This is a genomic window from Mesorhizobium sp. M0938, assembly GCF_040319125.1.
Lineage (GTDB): Bacteria > Pseudomonadota > Alphaproteobacteria > Rhizobiales > Rhizobiaceae > Mesorhizobium > Mesorhizobium robiniae.
The window spans coordinates 87,911-112,616 of the sequence record NZ_JAMYNS010000016.1 but is presented as its reverse complement, the minus strand read 5'-3'; the positions used below and the strand labels follow the sequence as shown (position 1 = coordinate 112,616).

Below are 24,706 nucleotides of genomic sequence, written 5' to 3'. Positions count from 1 at the left end.
CCAATGCACATCGTAATCTGCATCAAGCAGGTGCCGGACTCGGCACAGATAAGGGTCCATCCGGTGACGAACACAATCATGCGCCAGGGTGTTCCGACCATCATCAACCCTTACGACCTGTTCGCCCTCGAAGAAGCGCTCAGACTGCGCGATGCCTATGGCGGCGAAGTCACTGTGCTCACCATGGGTCCGCCCATGGCAGAGGACGCGCTGCGCAAGGCGCTCGGCTACGGCGCCGACCGAGCGGTGCTCTTGACCGACCGCTATTTTGCCGGCTCCGACACGCTGGCGACCTCGTTCGCCCTTTCCCAGGCAATCGCGAAGGTCGGCGAGACGTTCGGCACGCCAGACCTCGTCTTCACCGGCAAGCAGACGATCGATGGCGACACCGCCCAGGTCGGGCCCGGCATCGCCAAGCGCCTCGGACTCCTGCAACTGACCTATGTCGCGAAGATCCCCTCTATTGACCTTGCTGCAGGCGAGATCAAGGTCGAGCGCCGCTCCGAAGGCGGCACACAGATGCTGAAGAGCAGGCTGCCTTGTCTCATCACCATGCTAGAAGGCACAAACGAGATCCGCCGGGGCTCGATCCACGACGCCTTGTGCGCCGCGCGCAGCCAGGTCTTGAAATGGAGCGCGGCCGACGCCGGCATTGAGGATCTCACCAAATGCGGCCTGCGCGGCTCACCGACGGTCGTCAAGCGTGTTTTCGCCCCTCCTGCTCGAGCTGACAAGGCGGCACTAATCGACACCGCCGAGAAGGCCTTGCGCGATGTCGCTGACGAACTCATCACCGCAATCTTCACCCGCCAGCCGGCGCTGGAACATGAGCTCGCCTTCAACGGCGGCGCGTGACGGCAAGGAGCAAAACGATGTCGACCGCGAACCGAGAAACCCCTCGCCCTGCCGCCGGCCGCGCCGGCATAAAGAAGGAGCTGCCCGCCCATTTCAAGGACTACCGGCACGTCTGGGTCTTCATCGAGCTCGAACGCGGCCAGGTCCATCCCGTATCATTCGAACTGCTCGGCGAAGGCCGCAAATTAGCAGACAAGCTTGAGGTCCAGCTTGCAGGCGTCGTGCTCGGACCGCCGGGAGAGGCCGTCGGGAACGCCGTTGCCGAAGCATTCGCTTATGGTGCTGACCTTGTCTACATCGCCGAGGCGCCCCTGCTCGCCGACTATCGGAACGAGCCTTTCACCAGGGCGATGACGGATCTGGTCGATACCCACAAACCCGAAATCCTTCTTCTCGGTGCCACCACACTCGGCAGGGATCTTGCCGGCTCCGTGGCGACGACCTTGCAGACGGGGCTCACGGCCGACTGCACCGAACTCGATGTGGATACCGACAGTTCGCTCGCCGCCACGCGCCCGACTTTCGGCGGTTCCTTGTTGTGCACGATCTATACGCTCAATTTCCGCCCGCAGATGGCGACAGTGCGACCGAGGGTCATGCCCATGCCGCAGCGGACGGATAAACCGGTCGGGCGTGTCATCCGGCACAAGCTCTCGCTTGCCGAGGACGAGATCGCTACCAAAGTCCTCGGCTTCCTGCCGGACAATCAGTCGGCGAAGGCAAACCTTGCCTATGCCGACGTCGTGGTTGCGGGAGGCCTTGGTCTTGGCGCGGCGGAGAACCTGCAGCTTGTGAAGAACCTCGCGCGAGCAATCGGCGCCGAGCACGGCTGTTCGCGCCCGTTGGTCCAGAAGAGCTGGATGCCAGCTGATCGGCAGATCGGCCAGACTGGCAAGACCATCCGGCCGAAGCTTTACATAGCGGCCGGGATTTCCGGCGCCGTCCAGCATCGGGTTGGCGTCGAGGGGGCGGATCTCATCGTGGCCATCAACACCGACCCGAACGCGCCGATTTTCGATTTCGCTCACCTCGGAATCGTCACCGACGCGATCCGCTTCCTGCCCGCACTGACGGAAGCCTTTACCCGGCGGCTGTCGCCCCACAGTCGCGATAAGCTTGCGAGCTAAGGGATGGACATGATCGAGGAAAACTTCGACGCCATTGTTGTTGGGGCAGGCATGTCCGGAAACGCAGCTGCTTACACCATGGCCAGCCATGGCCTGAAGGTGCTGCAGTTGGAGCGGGGTGAATATCCGGGCTCCAAGAATGTCCAGGGTGCCATCATGTACGCGGACATGCTGGAGAAGATCATCCCGGATTTCCGGGATGATGCGCCTCTCGAGCGGCATTTGGTTGAACAGCGGCTTTGGGTGATGGACGACACATCCCATACCGGGATTCACTATCGGTCGGACGACTTCAATGAGGCCAAGCCCAACCGATACACGATCATCCGTGCCCAGTTCGATAAATGGTTTTCGCGTAAGGTGCGCGAGGCCGGCGCGACGCTTCTGTGCGAGACGACCGTGACGGAGCTCATCCGTGATGCCAAGGACAGGGTGATCGGCGTGCGCACAGACCGGGCGGGCGGAGCCATCTACGCGGACGTGGTCGTTCTCGCAGAAGGTGTCTGCGGACTGCTAGGCACTCGAGCCGGCCTGCGCGAGATGCCGAAGCCGCAAACCGTGGCGCTCGCCGTTAAGGAAATGCATTTCTTGCCCGAAGAGGTCATTGAGCAGCGGTTCGGCGTCAAGGGCGATGAAGGCTGCGTGATCGAGGCGGTGGGCACGACCTCCCGCAGCATGGCCGGGCTCGGCTTCCTCTACACCAACAAGGAGTCGATCTCACTGGGCATTGGCTGCCTCGTCTCCGATTTTGCCGCGATGGTCGAGAGCCCCTACGTTCTCCTTGATGCCTTAAAGAGCCATCCTTCGATCCGGCCGCTGATCGCCGGCTCGGAAGTGAAAGAATATTCCGCACACCTCATTCCCGAAGGTGGCTACAAGGCTATTCCGCAGCTCTTTGGCGATGGTTGGGTCGTGGTCGGCGATGCCGCGCAACTGAACAACGCCATTCACCGCGAAGGTTCGAACCTCGCCATGACCTCCGGCCGCATTGCGGCTGAGGCAATTGTCGAGGTCAAGAGCCGCAACGGTCCGATGAACAAACGGAATCTCGCCCTTTACAAAGCCATGCTGGACAAGTCCTTCGTGGTCAAGGACCTGAGGAAATACAAAGATATGCCGGCCTTGCTCCACACCAATTCGTGCAATTACTTCACAACTTATCCGCGGTTGATGTCGCAAGCCGCGCAGAACTTCATGCGTGTCGACGGCACGCCGAAGATCGAGAAGGAAAAGGCGACCACGGCGGCCTTCATCAAGGCGCGCTCGCGTTGGGGGCTGGTCAGCGACGCGGTCCGCCTTGCATTGGCGTGGCGCTGAAGGGAGACGAAATGACGATCGCAGTGACAAAGTCACGTGTCGAGGACAAGCTTTACCAGAACCGCTACTTGGTGGATTCCGGCCGCCCGCATATCAAAGTGCGACCGCACGAGAGGCCAAGCGCGAACTTGCTCGCGCTTACCCACGTCTGCCCGGCGAAATGTTATGAGTTGAACGACAAAGGTCAAGTGGAGATCACTGCTGACGGCTGCATGGAGTGCGGCACCTGCCGGATTTTGTGTGAGACCAGTGGCGAGATCGAGTGGAACTATCCACGCGGCGGTTTCGGAGTCCTCTTCAAATTCGGATGACCGACGCACGCACGTATTAAGAGGGTTGATTTTGATACAGTTTAGGTCTCGCCCAACGCCAAGTCTATTTTCTTTGCTTCGATCGTCGCTTTCACGAAGAGAAGCTCGTGAATACTGTGCTTTCAGAATTCAGATAAAAAAGGAGGAGCACTCTGGACGACAACCCCTGAGGTGTTTCCATGACCCACGGACCGCAAGATCGGGTCGACGAGGTTGGACCTCGGGAGACCCGCCCTGAACCGCCCATCAAAAGCATGCCCCAATCAGATATCGCGCTCAGAGGACTCTACGAGATATCGAAGGTGCTGACCGCCCCCAGCGAGCTGGAGATTACGCTCGCCAATGTCGTGAACGTCCTGCCTTCATTTCTGCAGATGCGTCACGGAGCAATCGTCGTCCTGGACGCTGAAGGAGAGCTGGAGATTGCCGCGACTGCCGGCAATACCCACGTACGTCAATCAGGCACTCGCCGCGTCATACCACAGGCCGTAACAGATCAAATCGTCGCTACGGGGACGCCGCTCTTCATACCGGACGTGCGCAAGTCCCAACTATTTCGGGCTGACCTTCAAACGTCTTCGAGCATCGGAACCATCCCAATTGCCTTTATCGGTATCCCGCTAAAGGCTCATCATGATATCGTTGGGACATTGTCGATCGACCGCGCCGGAGACGGCGCCACCGACTTTCGCGACGACGAGGACATTTATTTCCTGACGATGGTCGCCAACCTTGTCGGCCGGACCATCCGCCTCCATCGCGCCCTGAGTACAGATCGTCAGCGGTGTGGCCATGAGCAATCGGGACCGGAGAAATCGCCCAACGAGGGGAGGACCTACGACCCTGCCCGGCATGCGGATGCCAAAATCGACGGGATCATCGGGGAAAGCCCCGCACTCAAGCAGGTGCTCGAAACCGTCTCGGTCGTAGCAGGGACCAATTCCACCGTGCTTCTGCGGGGTGAAAGCGGCACCGGCAAGGAATTCTTTGCGCAGGCCATCCATAAGCTCTCACGTCGGAGGAAGAAGTCTTTCGTCAAATTGAACTGCGCCGCACTGTCTGAAAGCGTTCTGGAGTCAGAACTGTTTGGGCATGAAAAGGGCGCTTTCACGGGTGCTATCTCCCAGCGCGCCGGTCGTTTTGAATTGGCAAATGAGGGAACGCTGCTACTTGATGAAATCGGCGAGATTTCGCCGGCCTTTCAAGCCAAGCTGTTGCGTGTCTTGCAGGAAGGCGAGTTGGAGCGAGTCGGCGGCACCAAAACGCTACAGGTCGACGTGCGCCTCATATGCGCCACCAACAAGGACCTCGAGACGGCCGTCATAAAAGGGGAGTTCAGGGCCGACCTTTATTACCGCATCAATGTCGTGCCAATTATCCTGCCTCCGCTCAGAGAGCGAACCGGCGATATTCCACGCCTTGCGAACGCCTTCCTCAACCGGTTCAACAAGGAGAACGATCGCGCACTAGCCTTCGCGGCGCCGGCGCTTGACCTGATCTCGCAATGTTACTTCCCTGGTAACGTCCGCGAGCTGGAGAACTGCGTCCAAAGGACGGCCACACTTGCGCGCTCAAGGACGATCACTCCATCCGATTTCGCCTGTAAGAAGGGCCAGTGCCTTTCCTGGCTCCTCTGGAAGCGAGCCGACCGATCGAATGGCGGCAATGCCATCGACGATCTCGCACGGGCCAACGCAGTGCCGGTCGGATTGCGGCTGCCGGCCAGTTGCATCGGTGCCTCCGCAGCCGAGATATCTCCCTTTACGGCCGGCGATCCGAACGATCCCACTTGTCCCCCGCGTCTGGCGGAACGCGACCGGGTGATCGACGCGATGGACAAGGCCGGTTGGGTTCAGGCCAGGGCGGCTCGTATCCTCGGCCTCACGCCGCGGCAAGTCGGCTACGCCCTGCGCCGGCATGGTATCGTGGTGAAGAAATTCTAGACGTCGTGACGACGTCAAACCTAAGCCCGGAGTAGTCTCTTTCACACTTTGCGCGCCCAAGGCTGGTAGCCTCGCGACCCTATTTGCGTGTCCACTGTCGTAAGCCCGACAAAGGTGTGTCGGAGCAATCCGAAGAAATCTGACACGACAAGCCTATTCGTGAACCGAAACAGCTCTTTGAGCTGGCATAGCTCTTGCGCTTTGAACTGCGACATCACGCAGCAACGGAGCCGTTCATGTCTGCACCGGCAATTTCGCTTGAGAGCCTCAGCACGACATTCGGTGACCAGTTGCGTGGCACCATGAAACCCGGTGGCTGCGCGTCTTCGTCCTGCGGCTCGTCGACAAAGCCGGACGACATGGATCCGGCTGTCTGGGAGAAGACCAAGGATCACCCCTGCTTTTCAGAAGAGGCGCATCACTATTTCGCGCGCATGCACGTCGCGGTCGCGCCGGGCTGCAATATCCAGTGCAACTACTGCAATCGCAAATATGATTGCGCCAACGAAAGCCGGCCTGGGGTGGCCTCGGAAAAGCTGACGCCCGACCAGGCGCTACGCAAGGTGATCGCGGTCGCCAACGAGGTGCCGCAGCTTTCCGTGCTCGGCATCGCCGGACCGGGCGATGCCTGTTACGACTGGAAGAAGACGAAGGCAACCTTCGCGCGGGTCGCCAGGGAAATCCCAGACATCAAGTTTTGCATCTCCACGAATGGGCTCGCGCTGCCGGACCGTGTCGATGAGCTTGCCGACATGAATGTCGATCACGTGACGATCACCATCAACATGGTCGACCCTGAGGTCGGTGCAAAGATCTATCCTTGGATCTTTCACGACCATCGCCGCTACGTCGGCATCGAAGCCGCCCGGATCCTGCACGAGCGGCAGATGTTGGGCCTGGAGATGCTGACCGCGCGCGGCATCCTCACCAAAATCAATTCGGTGATGATTCCTGGCGTGAACGATGAGCATCTGATCGAGGTGAATAGATGGGTCAAGGAGCGAGGCGCGTTCCTGCACAACCTCATGCCGCTGATTTCGGACCCGGCGCACGGCACGCACTACGGACTGAGTGGGCAGCGCGGCCCAAACGCAATGGAGCTGAAGGCTCTTCAGGATCGTCTCGAAGGCGGCGCCCAGTTGATGCGCCACTGCCGGCAGTGCCGGGCAGATGCCGTCGGCATGCTTGGCGAGGATCGTGGCCAGGAATTCACGGCCGACCGGATTCCCGGCGAGGTCACCTACGATGCCAGCAAGCGTAACGCCTATCGGGAGCTGGTCGCGCAGGAGCGCCGTGATCACGTGGCGGCCAGAAGTGAAGCGATCGGATTGGTCAAGGCAGCGAAGCCCGGCAAATCCGTCCTCTTCGCGGTGGCGACCAAGGGCGGCGGCCGCGTCAACGAACATTTCGGCCATGCGAAGGAATTCCAGGTTTACGAAGCCTCGCCGAGAGGGATCAGCTTTGTCGGGCATCGCAAGGTGGAGAAGTATTGCCTCGGCGGCTTGGGCAAGGAAGCCGCCCTCGATGGCATCATCGCAGCCCTTCAAGGCATAGATATCGTGCTGTGCGCCAGGATTGGAACTTGCCCGCAGGATCAGCTCGCGGAGGCTGGAATCCAAGCGACCGATGCTTTTGCCCATGACTATATCGAGACGGCAATCAGCGCGATTTACACCGCCACGTCAGGGGCCCCCGCACTCGCGGCGACGGCCTGAGCTGTCTCATTCATTCGGACCAGGAGTTAAAATGGCTTTCAAGATCATCGCATCCCAATGCACCCAATGCGGCGCCTGCGAATTCGAATGTCCTTCCGGCGCGATCAAGTTCAAAGGCGAGAGCTACGTGATCGAGTCACAGAAGTGCACCGAATGCGAGGGGGTCTTCGATGCGCAGCAATGTGCCTCGGTATGCCCGGTGCCGAAGACCTGCGTTCCTGCGTGACCACATGGGCTGCCGACATGGTTGGGGCTGCCTATGCAGGACGCCTGGAACGCCTTGTTCACAATCTGCAGCCGCAAGAGAAATCAGGGAACGGACATGTCGCTCGGACGCGAAGAGGAGATCGAAATCCGCAGGCCTCCACGATTCATGCCGGGAGAGCGGGTACGTGCCACTCGCCACATAAAGAATGACGGCACCTATCCCGGCAGGGAAATCGGGGAAAATCTCGTGCGGAAGGGCGACGAGGGATATGTGCGCGACATCGGCACCTTTCTCCAGCAGTTCTTCATCTATGCGGTCGAGTGGATCGACCGTGGCACCGTCGTCGGCATGCGAGCGCGTGAACTGATGAGCCTCGACAAAGCCGAGGCGTCCTGCAGTGCTGAAAGCAATTCCAATGAAGGGACGGCCAGATGAAAATCATGATCCGCAGGACCGATGCTGGCTTGTCGGCGTATGTCCCCAAAAAGGACCTCGAAGAGCCGATCATCAAGCTCGAGAAGGAAGAGTTGTGGGGCGGAACGGTCACGCTCAGGAACGGGTGGCGGCTCCTCTTACCCGATCTTCCACGGGATACGCGTCTGCCGATCACTGTCGAGGCAAGGAAGGTTTCCGAAGAGGACTGATGCTGCCGCTAAGTGCGTCGCGAGGAAACGAGCATGAATACGATCCTGACATCGGGCCACCTTGTCATAGTGCGGGACAGTTTTGCCGATAAGCTGCTTGACCTGGCGAAGGCAGCGCTCGCCGCCGATGAGGTGATCCCCTATCTCGGTCCGGGTCTTCTTGGGTTCAACTGTGCGGAACCGCCTGTGCCGCATACTCCGGAGGTCGTTGCCGCGGCACTCAATGCACGGGCGCCCGCCCCTTCCAGGATCCGCACCAATATGTGGTCGGTTGCGCAGTTCATCGAACAGCGCCGGCATCGCCGGACGCTTCAAGCTTGGATGACCGAGATATTCGCAGCGCCGGTGAGGCCAACCCTCCTCCACGCCTGGCTCGCAAGGCTGCCGCTCTCCCTCATCATCGACAGCTGGTATGACAGCGCGATGCGCACGGCTCTCGTGGAGACCGGCCGAACGGACGTCGTTGAGATACAAGGCGTCACGCGGGCGAACGAGATCGGCAACATTTGGACGAAAACCTACGATTTGTCCGGGAGGGAGCTCGACGCCCGATCGGGGGCAAAGACGGTCCTCTATGCACCTCACGGGAGTAGTAGGCCCTCGCAAAACTTTCTCGTCGCAGATTCCGACTATGTCGAAGTCCTGACCGAAATTGATATCCAGACACCTATCCCAGACGTGGTGAAGGAACGGCGCATCACCCGTGGATTTTTCTTCGTTGGCTGCCGCTTCAACGATCAGATGCTGCGCACCTACGCCAGACAGATCATGAAACGCTCCCGCGGTCCCTATTGCACCGTAATGGACGCGGAAACCCTGACCAGAAACGAAGCGCGTTTCCTTGCGGCAAGCGGAATCACGGTGATCGACATGCCACTTAGTCAAGCGGCGGCTCGGCTTCTGGGAACGGGCAAGGCTGCAGGTTGTGGACAGGATTAAAATGGCGGTCGCCTTTGATGATGCGTCCTTCGGCTTTCCTCGAAGGCGCAAAATGCAGTCGGGAATACACCCGTGAACAGTGATGCTGTCGGCAGCGCAACGAACGCTCTGAATTCGTTGACCCATGTTGAAGCGGCGCGCTGGGGCCGGGATTTGAGTACGCTGTTGCGCATAACGCGTATGAATTTTCGGCATCCCTGGCAGGTCGCCTTCGCTATGGGCTCGACGATCATGGCGGCAATCCTCCAGTTGCTCATTCCCCAGCTTCTCGGCCGGGCTGTCGACCAGGCCCAGACAGCCATCGGGGGCGGTGTCGCCGGGAGCGCGGCAGGACAAGCGCTCTGGACCCCGGCTCTCCTGCTGCTCGCCGTCAGCGCGCTACGCGGCCTTTTCACGATGGCGCAGAACTATTTTGCCGAAGCCGTCGGGCATCATGTCGCGTACGAACTGCGGCTCGCCTACTACGACAAGATCCAGCGTCTCAGCTTTTCCTTTCACGATCGGGTCCATTCAGGCGATCTGATCACCATCGGAATGCTCGATCTCCAAGGCGTGCGGATGTATTTTTCCACCGCGCTCGTTCGCGTGGTCCTGCTCACCATGCTGATCGGGATCGGCGCCTACATGATGATCTCGATCGATCTCATGCTCGGCCTGGTCGCGCTGAGCTTCGTGCCTTTTGTCGCCTGGCGCTCATCGACCACACAGCTTAGGCTGCGCGCCACCTGGCTCGACCTCTATGAGCGCCTTTCGGTACTAAGCCGCGTGATGAAGGAAAATCTCGCAGGCATCCGCGTGGTCCGCGCTTTTGCGGCTCAATCCTATGAGATGCTGAAGTTCGACCGCGCTTCCAAGACCGCGCTCGCCCTCGCCAACGATCTCGTTGACATCTACGTACCCAGCACGTCGGCGATGACCTTGTCCTTCTTTTTCGCAATGGGATTGGTGCTTTGGATCGGTGGCAACAAGCTCATCGCTGGCGAGATCAGCGTCGGAACGATGGCGACCTTCCTGACCTTCATGACCATCCTGCAAATGCCAGTCCGCCAGATCGGCCTCATGGTCAATGCCTTTGCCCGCGCTTCCAGCTGCGGTTCGCGGCTTTTCGGTCTCCTCGATCAGGAGATCACGATCAGGGATGCTCTCGAGGCCAGACCGCTTGAGATAAGCGACGGCACTCTGCGCTTCCACAATGTCTCATTTGCGTACCCCAATGTCGAAAACCGCGCCATTCTGAAGAACCTCAGCTTTGAGGCCCGGAGAGGCGAGACGATCGCGATCGTCGGTCCGCAGGGTTCCGGCAAATCGACGATGGCTCATCTGATCCCCCGCTTTTACGACGTGACCGGTGGCGCCATCACGTTGGACGGCCAGGACATACGCAATGTCACCCCCGGGAGCCTTCGCAAGGCGGTTGCCGTTGTACAGCAGGATGCGTTCCTGTTCACCACCACGATTGAGAACAACATCGCTTATGGCGACCCCTGGGCGAAGAGACAGCGAATTGAACGCGCTGGCGAATTCGCCCAGCTCCACGACTACATCCTCGGGCTCCCAGCAGGGTATGAGACGGTCGTCGGCGAACGCGGCGTCTCTCTCTCTGGCGGCCAGCGCCAGCGTCTCACGATTGCTCGCACCATGATGCTGCGCCCCTCTGTCGTCGTTTTCGACGACTCGATGGCCGCGATCGATGCCGGCACCGAGCAGCGCATTCGCGCGGCGACGCGGCGCTTCACCAAGGATCGGGTGACGATCATCATCGCGCACCGGCTGAGTGCGCTTATGCATGCCGATCAGATCCTTTTTGTCGATAACGGCGAAATCGTAGAACGCGGCACGCATGAAGAGCTTCTGGCGAAGCGGGGACGCTACAGGGCCCTTTACGATCTCCAGACGCGCCCAGGTGATAGCATATGACCCAGTATGGGGGCGCCCGCTGATGGACCAGGGCCCCGGCGAACTCGAAGCCGAACGTGACGACGGCAGACGCCCTCCGCGCGCGGTCGTCGGCTCGCACCGGATCGAGGAGGAGATGTTCGGCCGGGCTTTCGACAAGAGCATCCTCCGCCGGATCTGGGGCTTCGTCCATCCCTATCGGGCAAAGGTAGTTGTCACGATTGTCGCGATGTTGATCTTCACCGGGACGCAGCTTCTCATCCCCTTGATCATCCGCTACGCGATCGACCAGGGCATGAACCCGGCAGCGAGCGATCGCTCAGCCCAGCTTGCGGCCGTCGGCGCGTTCCTTTCGGCGATTTTGGTCAATTTCGCCGCCGGTTACATGCAGGAAACCTTGGATGGGAAAATTGCCGAAACTGTCCTGTTCGACATCCGCCGCGCCATGTTTGGCCATCTGCAAAAGGTTTCGCTCTCGTTCATGGACAAGACTGAGGTCGGACGTCTGATGTCGCGCCTGCAAAGCGACGTTAACTCCATACAGGAGTTCCTGGAAACCTCGGTATATTCCCTAGGTGATGTTGCGCTTCTCTTCGGCATCGTTTTCGTAATGCTGTGGCTCGACTTTCGCCTCGGCCTCCTGACGCTGTCGGTTCTGCCGATCCTGGTGATCGTCCGCATTGTCTGGCTGCCGCGTGCCCGCGACGCCTTCATGGCTGCACACGAAACCAATTCCGTCGTCAATGGCGCGCTGGCCGAAGCCATTCACGGCGTGCGGACCATACAGTCGATGGATCGCCAGCAGGTGAATTTCATTCTTTTCGACGACCGGGCCCATGCCAACCTCAGGACCCAACTGATCGCTGCCAGATATGCACTGGTCATGGTGCCTATCGTCGATGGCCTCACCGGCCTCGCCTTGGCCGCCGTTATTGTGGTCGGCGGCTCGATGGTCGTGAATAGCCGTATAGATGTGGGCGTGTTGGTAGCCTACCTGTTTTACATCCAGCGCTTCTTTGACCCGATCCGCTCACTCACCCTGCAATATTCGATCATGCAGCGCGCCATGGCCTCAGGCAAGCGCCTGACCGATGTGCTCGATGTCAAGATCGATGTTCAGGACAAACCCAATGCGGAGGTACTTTCGCCCGAAATGGACGGCTCGGTTGAGTTTAGGGACGTCACATTCGGCTACGATCCGAACCGTTCGGTTCTGAAAAATGTCTCCTTCAGGGTCAACCCCGGCGAGACGGTCGCACTGGTCGGACCGAGCGGTTCTGGCAAATCGAGTGCGATGGCCCTGGTCCACCGCTTCTATGATGTTCAGCAGGGTCAGGTGCTGGTCGGCGGGCATGATGTGCGCGACCTCACCCAAGAATCGCTCGGCCGCCAGGTCGCCATGGTGCTGCAGGAGCCATTCCTGTTCACCGGGACGGTCTTCGAGAACATTCGATACCAGAAGACGGAAGCCACGCGCGACAAGGTGATCGAGGCGGCGAAGGCGGTCGGCGCGCATGACTTCGTCATGAGCCTCGCCGACGGGTATGAGACCCAACTTGGCGAACGCGGCGACAACTTATCTCTCGGCCAGCGCCAGCTTATCAGTTTCGCCCGCGCCCTCGTCGCTGACGCCAAGATCCTCGTGCTCGACGAAGCTACCGCCAACATCGACAGCTACACGGAATTGCAGATTCAGAAGGCTCTGATCAAGCTGCTTGAAGGGCGGACTGGCCTCGTCATCGCCCACCGTCTCGCCACGATCCGGGGGGCCGACCGCATCATCGTGCTTCAGAATGGCCAAGTTGTTGCGACTGGCAACCACGATGAGCTAATAGCCATGGGCGGCCTGTATTCCAAACTCTACTATCTCAACTACGCCTCCTTCGACGACATCCCCGAACACGAGACCACCGTGCAAGCTGGCTCCCAGACCTGACTTTTTGGCGGCCTTGTGGTAGTGGCGTTGACTTTCGGGCGTGTCGGCGGACCACTCAGGCAACGCAGACGGCCAGCAGGCAGCATTCAAGGACAAGCACTCCTCGCAGTTCGTGAAGACCGGCTGCGAACGATTTCCTCCAGCATCGTATCCCGACCGCGCTGCACCCCCATCATCGGGCGAGCTCGCTCCCGGTGGTGTCTGGGCGTAGCAAAGCCGCTCGCGAGCGCGCCCTCAACAGCGCCGTAGCGAGTGGCGGCTTTGCTACCGCCGGGCCGCTGATGAAGCTGGAGGCGCCGCACCGACGCCGCCCCGGGCGAGAAGAACCTCTGCGGCGGGCTATGGGCAAGGGGAGCGCGAGCGCGACGAGCAGACGCGTGCCTGCATCGTGACGCGCTCGGCCATCATCTCCTTAGGATCATGCAGGTTCACAAGATGGCCCAGACGCCAGCCAACGCACAAACCTGGTATTCTGTGCCGCCGGCTCGTCGTCAGTTTGGCCTCCCTCCCGATTGCCCGTCCCCACCACGTGCACGCTCGAGCACGTGGATGTGAGGGAGCGCTGTACAACGATTCAACCTCAGACTGCGAATTTCATGGTCAGCCAAATCGAGCCATGATTTCGGATTGAATGGTCGTCGCAGTGTACAGGGAAGCATCTAGCGGCAGATTTCCAAATGCCAGTTGACAAAGCAGGTAGTTGGCACCTGCCTCTTCCAACTGACCTAACAGAGCTTTTCGCACAGATTCTGCTGATCCTACCACGCACAATTCACTCTCGACTGCCGCATCGAAGGTCAGCGGCAGGTTTGGTGGAGTGGGGATAGCGTTAAGCTCGTAAAGGAATTGGAAGCTCTTGAGCCAGCGTTCGTAAGCAGGTGCCGCGAGCGAATAGGCATGTGTGTCACAACGCCCAACCACGACCATGCGGAGCAATCCGATAAATTGCGCCTGATCCCCCGCGCCAGCGTTGTCCTCTCGATAGGCGCGGAACGCATCAGTAGTTTTGCGAACAGAAGAGGAAGGTCCTACACACGCGATATTTGTTCCATTCGCAGCCGCCCAAGCTGCGGACTCGGGTCGATTGGCAGCGACCCATGTCGGCGGATGTGGACGCTGATGAGGTCTTAGCGTCAAAGGAACGTCATTGAGATCAAAATGGCGGCCTTGATAGCACAGCGTGCCGACCTTCATCGGATTAACAAGTATTTCCATGAGGATTTCGCTGGCTTCGGCATAACGGCCCGGCACCGCGTCCGCACCAATCCCGAAGTAGCCCAATTCGATCGGGAGAGCACCGCGCCCTATGCCCAGTTCGAGCCTGCCACCGCTCAACTGGTCCAGCATACAGATCTCTTCGAACGCACGCAGCGGATGATAAAGCGCAAGCAGCATCACCAAGGGTCCGAGACGCAAGCGCCGGGTGCGCTGGGCGACGCTCGATAAGAACAGATTCGGCGATGGACCTCTCCCATGGGGAGTACAGTGGTGTTCTGCGAGATGATAGGCATAGAACCCTAGCTGATCGCACGCCTCTGCTAATATCAGGCGATCTTCGTATTGCTGACCGATGTCGCGGCCATCCTCGTCCAGATGATCGAAGATGCCGAACGCTAGGTTTGAAGGAAAGACGTTTGTCACTCGATAAGTCCCCGATTTTAAAAGCAGGCTGTTCTCTTGCTGGGATGACCAAGCAAGTCGGAAGAGATGTGTGTGATCGCCGATTAGCGTCAGCGTAACGAAGAAGCAGAGCCTGACGCTTCCCTGCCCTTGGAGCTTGGCACCGTTAAGCTTCCAGCAATGTCGCCAGCGGCAGCAAGAAATGCATCCATCTGCTCTTTTGTGCCGATGCTGACGCGGATGCAGTGTTCCAAGCCTTTGTCCGGAAAAAACGCGACAAGTATCTTTTGCCTTTCCAATGCTGCTTGCCACCATGAGCCGTCCTGTCCCGCGGGCACACGGGCCAGCAAGAAATTTGCGCGGGAGGGCGTTACGGAAAATCCGAGTTGCGACAGCGCGACTGTCACTCGCTCTCGTTCATCCTTGATGTGCTTGTGGTTCTCTGCGTAGGCGCCGCGATGCGCAAGCACGCTGACACCGACGGCATGCCCGATGACGTTCATGTTGAAGACGTTCTGGATGTTTCGCAGCCTGCCAATAATTTCAGGGTGACCGAAACCGAAACCGACGCGAATGCCGGCGGCGGCATAGCTTTTCGAGAATGACCTCAAGATCAGAACGTTCGGATACCGGTTGATGAGGCGCAGGCCATGATCGGGTGCAAAGTCGACGTAGGCTTCATCAAGGACAACCAAGCGGTCCGATTGTGCTACGAGGCGTTCGATATCGCTTATCGGGAGGAATGTTCCGGTCGGATTGTTTGGATTGGCCAACATAATGAACTTGGCGTCTTTTGCCGGACCGGAAAGCAATTGGTCCATTGGCAGGGAATGAGCTTGACATCCGATTTCGAGAAACTCGGCGCCCTGAATCAGGGCAAGTTTGCGGTTGAACGAAAACCCTGGCGACATCATCGCAACCTTGTCGCCAGGCGCGAGGAAAGCTCTGTAGATGAGTCCGAGCAGTTCAGACGACCCGTTGCCTGCGATGACCTGATCCCTGGAAACGCCATAGGTGCTGGACGCCGCTTCCCTCAAGCTGATGTTATCGTCATCCGGATATAGATACTGGCACTTGAGGGCCGCCACTGCACTTTGCATTATGATTGGCGGCAACGGAAACGGGTTCTCATTCGTATTCAGCTTGACAAAATTTCCGTCCGGCGCTGGTCCGTTGGACGGCAGAGGATCTAACTGTCGCGTCACTGGCCGAAGAGCCGAAAGCACAGTTTGCAGTTTTGCATCGGACATATTTTAACTCCGGTTCAGTCAACAGGGGGCATCCGTATGAGCTCGCAACGAGAGCAACATGGCGGACAGGATTGACGATGGAAGCGTTGCCTCTCACACGATGGTCGCAACGCAGACACGGGAATTCGGCCAGGCTGTCCTCGGTGAATCGAGTGGACGCGGACGCGGATCTGCATCGCTGCCGCAAGGCGCTAAGCAGCTCAGCTCATCTCCTCGGTTTCAGATACGCTTGATCTCGACGCCGTATTTCCTCAGCACGTAGCCAATCTGGCGCGGGGTCAGTCCAAGGAGGCGCGCTGCCTTTGCCTGCACCCAGCCACATCTTTCCATGGCAGCAATGACGCGCTCTATGTCGGGGGTCCTCGCGCCAATTGGGTGTGTTGCGCCGGCACGCGGGACTGTAGTCGCGGCCGAACAGGCTGCCGCATCCGGCGGCGTGGCCGGATTCGCTGACTCCGGCAGGATCGGCGCTGGTTGCAGCGCGGCCTTGCCCGATCTGCACTTCCACAGCGCCTCGGCAAAGCATTGGCCTTGGGAGCAGGCAAAGTCGTTTCTCCCGATTGATAGTCCCTCGGCCAGGATCGCTGTCCGGTGCACGCAATTTTCAAGCTCGCGAATGTTGCCGGGAAACTCACATTTCATCAGCACTTCAATCGCACACGGATCGAAGGTAAGCGTACAGCCGTTCTCGTCGTTGAACTTCTTGAGAAACTCAGCTGCGAGCAGCGGAATATCGCTGCGCCTCTGGCGCAATGCTGGTACCAGCAAGGGAACCACGTTGATGCGGTAGTATAGGTCGGCGCGGAACTCATTCCTTGCAACCGCCTCTTCCAGGTTCCTGTTCGTGGCGGCAATCACGCGAACATCGACCTTAATGGTCTGATTGCTGCCGACGCGCTCAAACTCCTGCTCCTGCAGCACGCGCAGTAGCTTTGCCTGGAACGAGGCCGAGATCTCGCCAATCTCATCCAGAAACAACGTCCCCTTGTCAGCGAGCTCAAAGCGCCCCTTGCGGGAATTGAATGCGCTTGTGAAGGCACCCTTCTCATGACCGAACAATTCGGATTCCAGGACTGTCTCTGGGAGCGCTGCACAATTGAGTTTAACGAAGGGCCGCTTGGCGCGCGGCGACAACTCGTGAATTGCCTTGGCAGCCAGCTCCTTCCCGGTACCGGACTCGCCTCGCAACAGAACCGTGGTTTTTGCCTTTGCTACGACCGCGATCTTCTCCAGCAGCGCGCTTATCGCCGGACTGTCACCAATCATCCCCTCGACATGGACTTTTTTGCGCCGGGGTGCAGGGTGCTTAACATCTGAAAATTTCGTTTGCAGCCGATCTTCCAACTCCGGCGGTCGCTCGCGGTCCCCCGCGGAGAAGCGGTGCAACTTGACTGTCTGTCCCACCATGTTGGCAATCATGGTGAGCAGTCGGACATCGTAATCGAGCCGATAGCTTGACCTGCTTTCCAAAGCCCTATCCATGGTCAGCGCGCCTACGGCGTTCCCATCAACACGAATGGGAACGCCGATGAAGGACACGGTGTCGGAGGCTCCAAGCATCTCGATGTCAGTGGCAGTGAAGGCCGGATGCATCGCTATGTCCTCGGCGATGAGCGACGTGTCCGTCGTCACAATCTGATCGATGGCGTTGCGCGGCACGCGCGACCGGGAGGGCTCATTGCTGTTCGTGTCGCAGTCGCTGGCCACGGTGATGTCCAGTCCGGCCTCGGCATCGCAGAGAGTGATGATGCCGTGCCGCATCTGCACTAACGAGTGAAGGAGATCAACGACCTTGGCCAACGTGAGTTCGAGCCGGGCGGGACCGGTGAGTATTTTCGATATTTCGAAGATTCCGGTGAGGGCGCGCTCGTGCAATACCCCATTCGCAGGATTCGTCTCGGACGTTGGACAACCTCTTATCGCATCCGGCAGCGATATACCGCACTCGCTGGCATTTTGTTCTGATTTGCGAATGTTGTGGTGCATGTGATCCTCGATCTCGCGCCATCAAACGTAGGCCGGCGGCATGTGCGCCCGCGACGTCGCGAGCAAGCCCGAAAATACTCCGACGTGAACTCGTGCCGCCGCCGTTTGGTCGAGCGCAAAGCGGATCGAACCCTGATGCATCGCTTGGCTCTCCCCTCCGCGAAGCTTGGCCATGGTCTCGGCTTGCACCAAGGCAACCACACGTTGTTTTCAACAGACTGGAGCGAGGCGGGATAGTCAATCGAGCTTTCTTTCATTCGTGAAAGGAAACCTCGCGGCATATGATAGAATACCTCAATTCTGTTTTTGCCGTTGAACGACGGAAATACTTGCGCCGGCGATGCGGTGCCCGAGCGGCTGACCGCGCCGAGTGTAAATGCCGGGCCGTGCCATTCACCAGCGCCCGCGAAGGAGGGGCTGGAGCGACAATAACCGCCAACGGCACTGGTCGTTTGCGGCAACCGCAATTTTGCTCGAGTTGATGATGCGGCGGCGGTGTCGCGTGTGAAGGCGCGAAGCTGGCGTCGAGTACGGCTTGGTAGGCGGTGCTCGCAATTTCCAGATCGCATCGTCGTGGTCAGCGCCAACGGCGTCAATCTCTACGTCTCGACGTGGCTTTCATGCAGCGGGATCGCTGCAAAGAGCACAGCCATTCTCGGCTCTGATGCCACCGATGAACCGCGAGCCAGAGAGATCGACCGGCAGCACTCTGTCAGTGAACATCAACGGGTCGTGCTGGACCCTCGTCGTTCCCGCCTTGTGCCAGCGCATTCATTCCATCATGGGTGCCACGGCTAGTCAGGGAAAGCGAAGCTCTCGGCCTCCTCTAGACCAACGGATTTGGTCATGTGGCGCAGGCGTTCCGGCGAGAGGAACTCGCCTCTCACAGCGCTTCCGAACAGGGGTAAGTTAGCCTGTCATCTGGACGGGCTTATGAACAGGGGACCTATTTGGTACGCGCTGGCGCCAAAGATGCGGCCCGGTCCAAAGGGCGGCTAAAAGGAGGAACCCACCACGCTCTGTGCAGCAAAACCGCTAGCCAGAGGGATCGACCGGCAGCACTCCGCCAGAGACATCAAGGGCGTGCCGGACCGCGGCCTATCCCGCTGGTCTGACACCGCATTCCTCCATCATTGGCGAGCCCACGTCAGTTCAGGTCATGCGGATTCATCTGGCATGGGTATTGCGGCGGCGTTGGTGCAGCGTTCGACCGGAGCGCCGCGATAGGGAGAAGTCACGCCACCTCGATCCGGTCAGGGAGAGAGAACCAGTGTCAGCTGCACAAGTCCGCGGCGCGAGTCCCGCGCCCCGCAAACCCTTCTACACCAAGCTCTACGCCCAGGTGCTTGCCGCCATCGCCCTCGGCGTCGCAATTGGCTATTTTTATCCGGAGACCGGCGAGAGCCTGAAGCCGCTGGGTGATGCCTTCATCAAGCTGGTCAAGATGATCATCGCGCCTGTCATCTTCCTGACAATTGCGACCGGCATTGCCGGCATGAACGATCTTCATAAGGTCGGCCGGGTCGCCGGTAAAGCAATGGTCTATTTCCTCACCTTCTCGACGCTCGCGCTGATCGTCGGCCTCATCGTCGCCAATGTCGTCCAGCCTGGCGCCGGCCTCAACATTGATCCGGCCTCGCTCGATGTCCAGGCCGTGAATACCTATGCCGCAAAAGCCAGCGAGCAGTCGGTCACCGGCTTTCTGATGAACATCATCCCGCCAACGATCGTCGGTGCCTTCGCGGAAGGCGACATCCTGCAGGTGCTGTTCTTCTCGGTTCTGTTCGGCATGGCGCTTGCGATGGCCGGAGAGCCGGGCAAGCCTGTCGTTTCCTTCCTTCAGGCGCTCATCGCGCCTGTCTTCAAGCTCGTTGGAATTCTGATGAAGGCCGCGCCGATCGGCGCTTTTGGCGCAATGGCCTTCACCATCGGCAGATATGGCATCGGTTCGGTGGTCAACCTCGCGATGCTGGTCGCGACGTTCTATTTCACCGCCTTCCTCTTCGTGTTCGGGGTTCTCGGCGCAGTCTGCCGCTACAACGGCTTTTCGATTTGTTCTCTCATTCGTTACATCAAGGAAGAGCTGCTGCTTGTCCTCGCAACGTCCTCCTCGGAGGCGGCGCTCCCCTCGCTGATGCAGAAAATGGAGAAGGCGGGCGCCAGGCGTTCGGTTGTGGGTCTTGTCATCCCGGCCGGATATTCGTTCAATCTGGACGGCACGAATATCTACATGACGCTGGCGGCCCTCTTCATCGCGCAGGCGACGAACACGGATCTGTCCATCGGCGATCAGGTGCTGCTGCTGCTCGTAGCAATGCTTTCCTCCAAGGGCGCTGCAGGTGTGACAGGTGCGGGCTTCATCACCCTGGCGGCTACGCTCGCCGTGGTTCCGAGTGTTCCCGTTGCTGGGATGGCACTGATACTCGGCATCGACCGATTTATGTCCGAATGCAGGGCGCTGACGAATTGCGTCGGCAACGCAGTGGCATCCCTAGTCGTCGCACGCTGGGAAGGAGAGTTGGACCGGGCACAGATGAAAGCCGCCTTCTGCGGTCATCAGCTTGCCGAGGCATCTAACCGGCTACCCTCCTCCAAGTAAGGTGGGCGACCCACGACCTGTTACCTCGCCTAGCTGATCATGAACTGAACGACCGACTCGCAGCCTCTAAACGGCTCCTCACGGACCATGTGTCAGAAGCGCTAAATGTGTGAGTGCAAATCGTCACCGCCCTTTAAGCGAATGAGCCTTTCAGTATACCCGGCCGGTTTACGTCTGGAATGATGTTCGTCCAACACGCTGTTGCCCATTCGTATGGGGACGTCTTCACTTTGCCACCCGAAACCGAAACGCGTTAGGCGACAGAGAGCCGGCCCGCGTCAAAAACCAATCAGAATAGGGACCTATGACCAAGCGCCCCACAATTGTCGATCTCGCCCGCGAAGCCCGAGTCAGCGTAGCAACGATCGATCGGGTTCTGAACGCCCGCCATCCGGTGCGCGAGGAGACCGCGCGGCGGGTCCACGACGCCGCCCACGCGATCGGCTATCATGCTGCCGGGCTAATCAAGCAGCGCTTGCGGCGAGACCTACCGCACTACCGTCTGGGCTTCATCTTGAGAAAACCGGCCCAGCATTTCTACCAAGATTTTGCGCGCGAGGTCGAAGCATCGGTTAATTTGGCCCAGTCCTTCCACGGAATTCCGCTCGTCGAATTCGCCCGGTCACATATGCCGAGCGACCTGATCGCGCCGCTCAAGGATTTGGGCGCACGCTGCCATGCGATCGCGATGGTGGCACCGGACCACCCGAAAATTACAGCAGCGGTTGAGGACCTCAAGGCCAAAGGCATTCCGGTTTTCTCGCTGCTTTCCGACTTCGCCGCCGGCGTGCGACAGGGGTATATCGGCCTTAACAACCGCAAGGTGGGGCGCACGGCCGCTTGGATGGTGTCGAAGGTCGCAAAACGGCCCGGCAAAGTGGCGGTTTTTGTCGGCAGCCATCGTTTCCAGGGGCACGAGCTCCGTGACGTCGGCTTTCGCTCCTATTGCCGTGAGAACGCGCCCACGTTCGAGGTGCTGGATCCTGTCATGAACCTCGAGAAACGGCAGATCACCTACGAGGCAACGCTTGATCTCATGCAGCGAGAGCCCGAGCTCGTCGGCTTCTATGTCGCCGGCGGCGGCATGGAGGGCGCCATCTCCGCGCTCCGAGAAGAGGGCAAATGTCGCGATCTCGTCGCGATCGTGAATGAAATCACGCCGGAGTCTCGGGCGGCGCTCGCAGATAATATTGTCACGATGGCGGTCGCCACGCCAATGCGCCGACTTTGCCAGGAGCTGATAACGCTGATGACGCGGGCTATCGAGACCGGCACCGCTGAAACACCCGGACAGACATTTCTCCCGTTCGACATCCATCTGCCGGAAAATATATGAAACTCATGGACTCTATCGTGAGCGGGGAGTTTCCTTTCATAAACGAGAGAAAGTTGAATGATGATCCCATCCCGCGGGGTGGCCGCACCCACGGAGCTCAGCCGGGCAGAATGTAGCGCCGATTAGATGAACGGATCGGCCACGCGTTCAGGCGGAAGCGCGGGGTCAATTACCTGGGTCCGCAGCGTCAAGCTCGACCGGCTTCATTGCCAAGTGCCCGACTTTCTCGGTGCAGGGGACTGTCGTCGACGCCAGTAGCCGAGCGAGGCTGGCACAGATTGGATCGACCACGTCGACCGCCATCTCCTCGCCTGGCCGCGCGTGAAAAGCCGCGGCAAGGCCCGCGACGTTGGCATTTAAGTGGGCTGAGCATCTTCTGGGGCTCCGCAAGCAAAATCGGAGACGGCAGTCAATTCAGTAGCAACCCCGGGCGTGTGTTCTGCTCGTTCCTGGCCCTCGTACTTGACAACTGCGCCGCTCTGCTGGGCAAAGGCCCGGTGTTTAAGTGGGGCTTAACATCTTCCGGGACTTCGCACGCGAAATCGAGGTGGCAGTCGGTACCAACAACCGCAAGGTCGGATCGGCGTGCCCGAGACGCTCATTGATTTCAGGCAAAGGCGCCAGGCTAGATGCCTCCTGCAACATCATTTCCCGCATCCACATGCTTGCCGGATCGGTATTGTGAAGCTCAGGCCATTGGACGGCCTCCGTGAATGCGGGAGGAGGAAGTGGCGGCGGAAGTTGGACAATCCGCAGGGGTGTTGTTTTTGCGAAATGCTGCGCCAGCCGTAAAGGCATGGTCCCGATGCGGTTGCTGCCTGACAGGACGGGCGCGATCAGGCTAAAGCCCTGTACGACGACCTCGACACGTCTCTCGAAACCGTGCTCGAGCAAATACCATTCCTCCATGGTGGGCTGCCGGGTGTGCCTGAATTTGAGCACGACATGCCCCATGGACAAGTATCGCTCGAATGTAAGTGGCTCTGACAGCTGCTTGTTCGTGCCGCAGCCTACGCATACGAGCATATCTTCGAACAGGGCTGCGCGAGGATGTTTCGACATGAACACTTCCGGCATAATCAGAAAATCAAGGTCGCCGCGCCGGAGAAGCTCCTCGGGGTCGTCGCAAATAGGCAGACATTCAAAGCGAACGGCGGGAGCTTCCCGCGCAGCACGCTCTACGATCTTCTTAAAAAATACGAGCGTGATGTAATCGGAAAGCATCATTCGGAAGAGACGATCCGATTGGGCCGGGTTGAAAGCGTCGGAGGAAATAATCGATAGCTGGATGTGCAGCAATGCCTCCCGGACTGCTGTGGCGAGCCCGTCGGCGCGCGGTGTCAAAATGAGCTCGCGGCCGTTCATCGTAAATAGCTCATCGTTGAAGTAGGCGCGTAACCGAGCAACGGCGGCGCTCATGGCCGGCTGGCTCAGGTTGATACTGCGAGCCGCGGCAGTGACTTTACGCTCCCTCATCAGAGCGTCCAGCACAACGAGGAGATTTAGATCGAGTCCCTTGAAACGCATGTCATGTTCTATCCAACGCGTGGATGCGTATCATTCAAACAATCAATTTTACGAATTTACGAGCCATGCATTAGAGGAACGTTAATGAGCGACGTCAAGCTCAAATCGACGACACGGGCCGGAACTTCGAGAGAGCGTCTGGCTCACCTTCGCCAACGACAACGGCTGAATGCAGCCAACAGCGCCGCTTTAATCGGGTAATGCGGCCGCAAAAAACTAATATGAAGAGAGGTCCTGAATGCGCCATCAGGTGCAGTGGAAGTTGTGCTGGGAAAACGAATTGCAGCTCTCCGATCACGTTGAGCTCGCCGAGTTCTTTCGTGATACGTACGGGCCGACTGGGGCGTCCAACGCAGAACCGTTCGAAGGTAGTCGAAGCTGGGCCGGAGCCAGGCCTGAACTCCGCGTGATCGCCTATGATTCAAGTGGTGTAGCGGCTCACATGGGCATACTGCGCCGTTTCATCAAGGTTGACGCGGTCGACCTGTTGGTGGCTGAGCTGGGCCTGTACGGGGTACGCCCGGACCTTGAGGGTCTCGGAATCGCCCATTCAATCCATGTCATGCTTCCAATACTGCAGGAGCTTGGCGTTCCATTCGCTTTCGGAACGGTCCGGGACGCGCTGCGGAATCATGTTGAGAGGTTCGGGCGGCGATACAGGCCTTTGGCCGTTTTGTCGGGAATTCGCGTGCGCTCCACCCGACCAGAGGCCCGCCTCGACCTGCCGCCCACACGCATCGATGACGCACTCACCATTGTTCTGCCGGTTGGACGGCCGATCAGCGAATGGCCCACGGGCACGATGATAGATCGGAACGGACCAGAGCTATGAGCCGTCCCGATTGCTTGTACGAAGTGCGCCGTGAGTGCTCTGACGGCACCGGCCGTCGCAGCGTTTATCTGACGTTTGACGACGGTCCCAATCGACTTTTCACACCGGAGATTCTCGATGTGCTGGCAGAGCAGCGGGTGCCGGCGACTTTCTTCGTCATCGGCGCCTACGCCTTAGAGCACCCAGATCTAATCCAACGGATGATCGCAGAAGGGCACGAGGTAGGCAACCACACGATGTCTCATCCGGATCTGTACCAATGCGGTTTCGGCGAAGTGCAACGTGAGGTCTTTGAAGCGAACGACGCCATCATGAGAGCGTGCCCGCAGGCCTCGGTGCGCTATGTTCGCGCGCCCTACGGCGCCTGGAGTGAAGAAGTCTTCACAGCGTCACAGATCGCCGGGCTGGCGGCCCTCCATTGGTCCGTCGACCCTCGAGATTGGTCTCGCCCTGGGGTCGACGCGATTATCGATAAAGTGCTCGCCTCTGTCCGGCCGGGCGCAATCGTACTCTTGCACGACGGATGCCCTCCCGGCGAGTTGGGCCGGGGCGCTCACGCCGGTCTGCGCGACCAGACGGTCACGGCGCTGTCCCGGCTGATTCCAGCATTGCGTGAGCGCGGATTTGTAATCCGCTCACTTCCTCAACATCACTGAACAAACGAG

20 protein-coding genes are annotated in these 24,706 nt (G+C 59.2%); 16 read left to right on the top strand and 4 right to left on the bottom strand.

The genetic code is table 11. The annotated features are described in order from the left end of the window. Positions 1 to 3: 3 nt before the first annotated feature. The 12 genes from NKH73_RS24930 (at position 4) to NKH73_RS24875 (ending at position 12,891) form a co-directional block, all read left to right on the top strand. Positions 4 to 855, top strand: a complete 852-nt coding sequence (locus NKH73_RS24930; RefSeq protein ID WP_352441429.1) for an electron transfer flavoprotein subunit beta/FixA family protein — start codon at positions 4 to 6, stop codon at positions 853 to 855. A gap of 17 nt (positions 856 to 872) precedes the next feature. Then, positions 873 to 1,982, top strand: a complete 1,110-nt coding sequence (locus NKH73_RS24925; RefSeq protein WP_352937012.1) for an electron transfer flavoprotein subunit alpha/FixB family protein — start codon at positions 873 to 875, stop codon at positions 1,980 to 1,982. Between the two features lie 9 nt (positions 1,983 to 1,991). After that, a complete protein-coding gene (locus tag NKH73_RS24920; RefSeq protein WP_352937011.1) occupies positions 1,992 to 3,299 on the top strand; it encodes an FAD-binding protein in 1,308 nt (435 codons plus the stop codon). 11 nt (positions 3,300 to 3,310) lie between these two features. Beyond that, positions 3,311 to 3,610: a ferredoxin family protein gene (locus tag NKH73_RS24915; RefSeq protein WP_023678245.1), complete on the top strand. Its 300-nt coding sequence runs from the start codon at positions 3,311 to 3,313 to the stop codon at positions 3,608 to 3,610. Between the two features lie 179 nt (positions 3,611 to 3,789). Next, positions 3,790 to 5,553 carry a nif-specific transcriptional activator NifA gene (gene nifA, locus NKH73_RS24910; protein WP_502893938.1) on the top strand — a complete coding sequence of 588 codons (1,764 nt, stop codon included), beginning with the start codon at positions 3,790 to 3,792 and terminating at the stop codon, positions 5,551 to 5,553. A gap of 236 nt (positions 5,554 to 5,789) precedes the next feature. Continuing rightward, positions 5,790 to 7,268: a nitrogenase cofactor biosynthesis protein NifB gene (gene nifB, locus NKH73_RS24905; RefSeq protein WP_352937010.1), complete on the top strand. Its 1,479-nt coding sequence runs from the start codon at positions 5,790 to 5,792 to the stop codon at positions 7,266 to 7,268. Positions 7,269 to 7,299: 31 nt separating this feature from the next. After that, the gene (locus NKH73_RS24900; protein WP_023672218.1) at positions 7,300 to 7,494 is read left to right on the top strand and encodes a 4Fe-4S dicluster domain-containing protein; all 195 of its coding nucleotides are present in this window, start codon (positions 7,300 to 7,302) and stop codon (positions 7,492 to 7,494) included. Between the two features lie 96 nt (positions 7,495 to 7,590). Further along, complete coding sequence (locus NKH73_RS24895) at positions 7,591 to 7,911, top strand: nitrogen fixation protein NifZ (protein WP_023760366.1); 321 nt, start codon at positions 7,591 to 7,593, stop codon at positions 7,909 to 7,911. After that, a complete protein-coding gene (gene nifT / locus NKH73_RS24890) occupies positions 7,908 to 8,120 on the top strand; it encodes a putative nitrogen fixation protein NifT (protein ID WP_352937009.1) in 213 nt (70 codons plus the stop codon). Before NKH73_RS24895 ends, nifT begins: the two co-directional genes overlap by 4 nt. 33 nt (positions 8,121 to 8,153) lie before the next feature. Next, on the top strand, positions 8,154 to 9,059 hold the full coding sequence (locus NKH73_RS24885) for an SIR2 family NAD-dependent protein deacylase (RefSeq protein ID WP_031213722.1): 906 nt from the start codon (positions 8,154 to 8,156) through the stop codon (positions 9,057 to 9,059). A 72-nt stretch (positions 9,060 to 9,131) separates the two neighbouring features. Then, complete coding sequence (locus NKH73_RS24880) at positions 9,132 to 10,976, top strand: ABC transporter ATP-binding protein (RefSeq protein ID WP_352937008.1); 1,845 nt, start codon at positions 9,132 to 9,134, stop codon at positions 10,974 to 10,976. A gap of 22 nt (positions 10,977 to 10,998) precedes the next feature. Further along, positions 10,999 to 12,891 (top strand): ABC transporter ATP-binding protein, encoded by a 1,893-nt coding sequence (locus tag NKH73_RS24875; RefSeq protein ID WP_352937007.1) that lies wholly within the window; start codon positions 10,999 to 11,001, stop codon positions 12,889 to 12,891. 600 nt (positions 12,892 to 13,491) lie between these two features. Here NKH73_RS24875 and NKH73_RS24870 read toward each other — a convergent pair. The 3 genes from NKH73_RS24870 to nifA (NKH73_RS24860) all read right to left on the bottom strand — a co-directional run bounded on the left by NKH73_RS24870 (position 13,492) and on the right by nifA (NKH73_RS24860) (position 17,747). Then, positions 13,492 to 14,532, bottom strand: coding sequence for an LLM class flavin-dependent oxidoreductase (locus NKH73_RS24870; RefSeq protein ID WP_352937006.1), 1,041 nt, complete (start codon positions 14,530 to 14,532; stop codon positions 13,492 to 13,494). Positions 14,533 to 14,621: 89 nt separating this feature from the next. Beyond that, complete coding sequence (gene hisC, locus NKH73_RS24865; protein ID WP_352937005.1) at positions 14,622 to 15,761, bottom strand: histidinol-phosphate transaminase; 1,140 nt, start codon at positions 15,759 to 15,761, stop codon at positions 14,622 to 14,624. A gap of 219 nt (positions 15,762 to 15,980) precedes the next feature. After that, positions 15,981 to 17,747, bottom strand: a complete 1,767-nt coding sequence (nifA, locus tag NKH73_RS24860) for a nif-specific transcriptional activator NifA (RefSeq protein WP_352937004.1) — start codon at positions 17,745 to 17,747, stop codon at positions 15,981 to 15,983. 1,270 nt (positions 17,748 to 19,017) lie between these two features. Between nifA (NKH73_RS24860) and NKH73_RS24855 the strand changes: the two genes are divergently transcribed. Both NKH73_RS24855 and NKH73_RS24850 read left to right on the top strand, forming a co-directional pair. Continuing rightward, entirely contained in the window at positions 19,018 to 20,346 is a 1,329-nt protein-coding gene (locus tag NKH73_RS24855) for a dicarboxylate/amino acid:cation symporter (protein ID WP_352937003.1), read from the top strand. A 304-nt stretch (positions 20,347 to 20,650) separates the two neighbouring features. After that, complete coding sequence (locus NKH73_RS24850) at positions 20,651 to 21,682, top strand: LacI family DNA-binding transcriptional regulator (protein WP_352937002.1); 1,032 nt, start codon at positions 20,651 to 20,653, stop codon at positions 21,680 to 21,682. Between the two features lie 501 nt (positions 21,683 to 22,183). Here the strand turns inward: NKH73_RS24850 and NKH73_RS24845 are convergent. After that, positions 22,184 to 23,209 carry a LysR family transcriptional regulator gene (locus NKH73_RS24845; RefSeq protein ID WP_352657226.1) on the bottom strand — a complete coding sequence of 342 codons (1,026 nt, stop codon included), beginning with the start codon at positions 23,207 to 23,209 and terminating at the stop codon, positions 22,184 to 22,186. 238 nt (positions 23,210 to 23,447) lie between these two features. Between NKH73_RS24845 and NKH73_RS24840 the strand changes: the two genes are divergently transcribed. Together NKH73_RS24840 and nodB are read left to right on the top strand one after the other, a co-directional pair. Next, positions 23,448 to 24,041 (top strand): NodA family N-acyltransferase, encoded by a 594-nt coding sequence (locus NKH73_RS24840; RefSeq protein WP_023736281.1) that lies wholly within the window; start codon positions 23,448 to 23,450, stop codon positions 24,039 to 24,041. Next, positions 24,038 to 24,697 carry a chitooligosaccharide deacetylase NodB gene (gene nodB / locus NKH73_RS24835; RefSeq protein ID WP_023766912.1) on the top strand — a complete coding sequence of 220 codons (660 nt, stop codon included), beginning with the start codon at positions 24,038 to 24,040 and terminating at the stop codon, positions 24,695 to 24,697. Before NKH73_RS24840 ends, nodB begins: the two co-directional genes overlap by 4 nt. The last annotated feature ends 9 nt before the right edge of the window (positions 24,698 to 24,706 follow it).

Coding starts and splice junctions, on each gene's coding strand:
- hisC (WP_352937005.1), bottom strand. CDS start 15,761: ATGTCCGATGCAAAACTGCAAACTGTGCTTTCGGCTCTTCGGCCAGTG.
- nifA (WP_352937004.1), bottom strand. CDS start 17,747: ATGCACCACAACATTCGCAAATCAGAACAAAATGCCAGCGAGTGCGGT.
- nifA (WP_502893938.1), top strand. CDS start 3,790: ATGACCCACGGACCGCAAGATCGGGTCGACGAGGTTGGACCTCGGGAG.
- nifB (WP_352937010.1), top strand. CDS start 5,790: ATGTCTGCACCGGCAATTTCGCTTGAGAGCCTCAGCACGACATTCGGT.
- NKH73_RS24900 (WP_023672218.1), top strand. CDS start 7,300: ATGGCTTTCAAGATCATCGCATCCCAATGCACCCAATGCGGCGCCTGC.
- NKH73_RS24885 (WP_031213722.1), top strand. CDS start 8,154: ATGAATACGATCCTGACATCGGGCCACCTTGTCATAGTGCGGGACAGT.
- NKH73_RS24930 (WP_352441429.1), top strand. CDS start 4: ATGCACATCGTAATCTGCATCAAGCAGGTGCCGGACTCGGCACAGATA.
- NKH73_RS24845 (WP_352657226.1), bottom strand. CDS start 23,209: ATGCGTTTCAAGGGACTCGATCTAAATCTCCTCGTTGTGCTGGACGCT.
- NKH73_RS24840 (WP_023736281.1), top strand. CDS start 23,448: ATGCGCCATCAGGTGCAGTGGAAGTTGTGCTGGGAAAACGAATTGCAG.
- NKH73_RS24850 (WP_352937002.1), top strand. CDS start 20,651: ATGACCAAGCGCCCCACAATTGTCGATCTCGCCCGCGAAGCCCGAGTC.
- nodB (WP_023766912.1), top strand. CDS start 24,038: ATGAGCCGTCCCGATTGCTTGTACGAAGTGCGCCGTGAGTGCTCTGAC.
- nifT (WP_352937009.1), top strand. CDS start 7,908: ATGAAAATCATGATCCGCAGGACCGATGCTGGCTTGTCGGCGTATGTC.
- NKH73_RS24895 (WP_023760366.1), top strand. CDS start 7,591: ATGTCGCTCGGACGCGAAGAGGAGATCGAAATCCGCAGGCCTCCACGA.
- NKH73_RS24920 (WP_352937011.1), top strand. CDS start 1,992: ATGATCGAGGAAAACTTCGACGCCATTGTTGTTGGGGCAGGCATGTCC.
- NKH73_RS24875 (WP_352937007.1), top strand. CDS start 10,999: ATGGACCAGGGCCCCGGCGAACTCGAAGCCGAACGTGACGACGGCAGA.
- NKH73_RS24915 (WP_023678245.1), top strand. CDS start 3,311: ATGACGATCGCAGTGACAAAGTCACGTGTCGAGGACAAGCTTTACCAG.
- NKH73_RS24925 (WP_352937012.1), top strand. CDS start 873: ATGTCGACCGCGAACCGAGAAACCCCTCGCCCTGCCGCCGGCCGCGCC.